General features: G+C 63.7%; 4 protein-coding genes. 3 read left to right on the top strand and 1 reads right to left on the bottom strand.

Translation table 11 applies throughout. The annotated features are described in order from the left end of the window. Nucleotides 1-325 precede the first annotated feature (325 nt). Nucleotides 326-940 (bottom strand): DUF6301 family protein, encoded by a 615-nt coding sequence (locus tag ACYVKL_RS22805; RefSeq protein ID WP_379174402.1) that lies wholly within the window; start codon nucleotides 938-940, stop codon nucleotides 326-328. A gap of 270 nt (nucleotides 941-1,210) precedes the next feature. Here ACYVKL_RS22805 and ACYVKL_RS22800 point away from each other — a divergent pair, with 270 nt between their 5' ends. The 3 genes from ACYVKL_RS22800 to ACYVKL_RS22790 form a co-directional block, all read left to right on the top strand. Next, nucleotides 1,211-1,744, top strand: coding sequence for a DUF6630 family protein (locus ACYVKL_RS22800; protein WP_379174401.1), 534 nt, complete (start codon nucleotides 1,211-1,213; stop codon nucleotides 1,742-1,744). Between the two features lie 331 nt (nucleotides 1,745-2,075). Beyond that, nucleotides 2,076-3,368, top strand: a complete 1,293-nt coding sequence (locus tag ACYVKL_RS22795; protein ID WP_379174400.1) for a lipase family protein — start codon at nucleotides 2,076-2,078, stop codon at nucleotides 3,366-3,368. Nucleotides 3,369-3,554: 186 nt separating this feature from the next. Next, nucleotides 3,555-3,738: GFA family protein (locus ACYVKL_RS22790; RefSeq protein ID WP_460772760.1), on the top strand; the 184-nt coding region annotated here is incomplete at its 3' end.

Raw genomic sequence — 3,738 nt, 5'->3', positions numbered from 1 at the left:
CCGTCGAGGGATGCCGGCGCATCTCCCGCGCCAATACCTTGATCGCCTGCCCGGACCGCCACCGCCGCCACACCTCCTCGACCTGGGCTTCGGTCAACGGGGTTCTCTTATCCGACAGCGGTCTGCTCGAGGCCATCGCGCATCACATCCCATACTCACCAGGACAATCCCAGTGTTGCGCTAACCCATTGAGACCACACCGATGAGCGAACGTACGCATCGTTGACATCGGCGGTAGTCGGCCTTGGAAAGAGGCAGCTGCCTCCGGCCGGAACTGCTCGGCAACCTCAGTCATCAGTCCTGGGTCGTTCAGCCACCGTGACTGTCACCAGTCACCCGCATGGTATTTCGCCTCGGCGTCGGCGGTTGCCTGCCACTCCCAACTGACGAGATGAAGACGAATGTCGCGCACGCCGACCTCGAGTCTGATCCAGACACGGTGGCGGTCCCAGAGCAAGGTCCCGTCTTCATCCGGTTCGCGGCGGGTCGGCGGGCCCAGAGCGTCGATCAAACGATCAGCGAACGCTGCGAACGTGTCGGCAAGAGCTGTCCGCATCTGCTCCCACGGCAGCGACTGATCGAGCCGGTCGGTGACGGGGATCCGAATGTCATCGAACATTCGCTTCACGAACCCGACTTTCGCTGATCGCGATTGGATACGAAGATCGGTACGCAGGTCGTCGCCGTATTCGGTGGACCCGGTGATCGACCACCCGGCGGCATCGCAGAAACGCTGCAAATCCTTTTCGATGTACCACGTCCAGTCGAATCCGGCGGCCAGCGTTGCGATTCGCACGGCACCGTCGTAGTCGGCCGGCGGCCGCAACTGGTTCTCCGCGCTGCAACTCCGGGCCGCCGACGGTATGTCCTCCCGCACCGATTCGATCGCCCCATCGTCGTTGTACTGCTCGGAGGCCGATACCCAACCCTGCTCGTCCACGCCATACCCTTCGCCAAAAGCCCGCTGCCAGAACTATAGATACTTGAACTGGCCGACAGTCGCGCTGCCCTGGACGTGCGGGTGAAGCCGCACAATGAACTGAAGCAAACGCACGCTCATGCCGCGTCTCGCGCGGTCCGGAGCGGCCAGGCGTGACCTAGGGCGTATCCGGTAATTGATTGCGGCAGTTGAATGCTGGGTATCGGCCGGGGTTGGTCGGGACGAGTTGACGGATCGGCGTGGGCTCGGATCGATAGCATCGGAGCACATATGGTTCACGAAAACTCAGAGGGGTTGTTTGCAGTGCTATCCGACGTGGAGCAGTCAAGGTGGGTCGAGTTCGCCGAACTGCTGGGAGGGCCGGACATGCCCGACGACTTCGCGGAGCCGGTGCGGGTCGCCAAGGATGACCCCTTTGCCGCCCTGCAGGACCAACTGGCACGGTATCTCGCCTACACCTACATCGATTGGAAAGACTATCCGGAGGACATCCTCCATCGCTTGGCGGCGGACGCGTATGTGGAGTACCCGTACCACGGGCACTACGGGGGTTTCCCCAGCTGGTCGGATGCTCTGATCCAGAAGACAGCCGACCTGGGATCCGGAGATGCAGCGGTGGCCTTCCTGCGGGAATTCGGCGAACGGTGCCTGAACGAGACCGGCATTGCACTGGTCTCGCTCGACCTCAACGCGGACGGATGGGGACTCACGTTCGTACCGAGTGAGCGACTCGACTCGATCAGCGCCGCAGCCAACGCCGTCGGACAGTCAATTACCGTGGTACGCAACGACGGCCAATTCTGAGGCTTCCCCACGAAACCGAGTACCTTCCCCGAAGCTTGTACGGGTCGACGTCTAGCCCAACAGTGCGCGAGAGAGAACGCCCCACATCAGAACGCACGCTATTGCCGCTGATCGCTCGTCGAAATGGCTGGCTCGGTACCTCGGTTGATCAATAAGGAGGGCAGCCGACGTCCCGGAACGTACGCGTCCCGGGGACGCCATATGGTTCGAATAGGACACCAGCCGAGCGATCTTTGCCGCCGTTTCTGACACCTGTTCCAGTTTGAGGAGGTACCGTGACTGCCATCTTGGGGGCCTAGGGAGTCGCCCCCTCCGGGGGAGGGGAAGTCAAGTGGTAGACACTGCCGTATCCAGCTGTGGCGCAACGCGTTCGGCGATCAAGCGCAGCCAGCTGCGCTCGGCCCTGATCGCGGCTTCGGCCGTGTTGTACTTGGCCGGAACACCGACGGCGGTCGGCAGTGCCGATCCGGTGCTGACTCCGCAGAGCGACCCGTTCTATACCCCGCCCGCCGGGTGGGACTCGCAGGCTCCGGGCACCATTCTGAATTCGCGACCTGTCGAGGTGGCCTCGATGGCGCCGCAGGCGCAGGACGCCGACGCCTGGCAGCTGCTGTATCGAACGACCGATGTCGACGGGAACCCCATGGCGACCGTGACGACGGTGCTGCGCCCGCGAAACGGGCAGGTCAAAGGTCTGATCTCCTATCAGGCCGCCGAAGACGCCTCGGCTCCACAGTGCGCTCCCTCGTTCGTGCTGCGGCAGGGAGCGCCGGTCGACAACAAGTACGACTCCAGCCTGGATCTCATGCCGATCGAGCAGATGCTATCGACGGGTCACGCGATTTCCATCCCCGACTGGGAGGGGCCGAAGGGGACGCTGATCGCCGCGAGACAGCCGGGCTACCTCACACTCGACGGAGTGCGCGCAGCCGAGCGTTTCGAGCCACTCGGCCTGCCCGGCACCGATACTCCGGTCGCCGCGATGGGCTACTCCGGCGGGTCGCTCGGCACCAGTTCGGCTGCGCAGATGCAACCGATCTACGCGCCCGAACTACGCCTGACTGGGGCCGTCCTCGGTGGTTGGCGAACGGACTTCGGCAGCTATCTGAAGGTGCTGGATTCCGGTCCGTTCTCCGGTTTCATGCCGGCGATCCTGCCCGGCATGATGCGCGCCGATCCGCGTCTGGCGGCCGTTTTCGACAAGTATCTGACGCCCGCCGGGCAGGCCCTGATGGCCGCGGGTGACAGCAAATGCGCGACGCCGAACGTGGGCCAGCATCCGTTCCTGCGCATGGACGACTTACTGACGATCCCCTTCTCGCAACTGCTCGAGGAGGTACAGCCCTTGTTCGCCGATCTCGACTTCGGCCCGGTAGTACCGACCACGCCGATGCTCCACTATCACGCCGTGCACGACGAAATCGTCGACATCGCGGTGAGCGATCAGGCGGTGGCACAGTGGTGCGCGGCGGGGGCGCAAATCACCTATATGCGAGACCAATTGAGCGACCACGTCAGCCTCGCGGTCACCGGGACGCCCGCAGCCCTGCGCTGGATCGACGACCGCATGGCGGGCCAGCCCGCACCGGCTGGCTGCTCGACGAGTACGGTGCCGTCCATGTAGGCCGATGGCGCCGCGACGACCCATCATTGTGTCTTGCGTCAAGATCTTGGCAGGCTTCGAGGGGGTGCGGTTGACGGACGGGCTCGATCGATCCGGCCCTGCCCACATCCGCTCATGCCGAGTTGAGGGCGTATACCGCAGTCGGCAGTGGACTGATTGTCGGTGTGATTGGCTACGATTCGCGTCGTGTCACAGACCCTGAATGGCGGCTGTCTCTGCGGCAATATCCGGTTTTCCGCGACCGGCGACCCGGACTTCCCGCATTTGTGCTCGTGTGCACACTGCCAGCGGCTTTCGGGTGCGCCAGTTATGTCCTGGGTGTCGTTTCCGGAAGAAGGATTCGAATGGACCGGGCCGGGTGGGGAGCCGA

The organism is Nocardia tengchongensis, from assembly GCF_054781395.1.
The sequence above is the reverse complement of the archived record's forward strand: the minus strand, read 5'-3'. Positions and strand labels throughout refer to the sequence as shown.

Excerpts from the sequence above, each read along its gene's own strand:
- ACYVKL_RS22800 (WP_379174401.1), top strand. The coding sequence starts at position 1,211 with ATGGTTCACGAAAACTCAGAGGGGTTGTTTGCAGTGCTATCCGACGTG.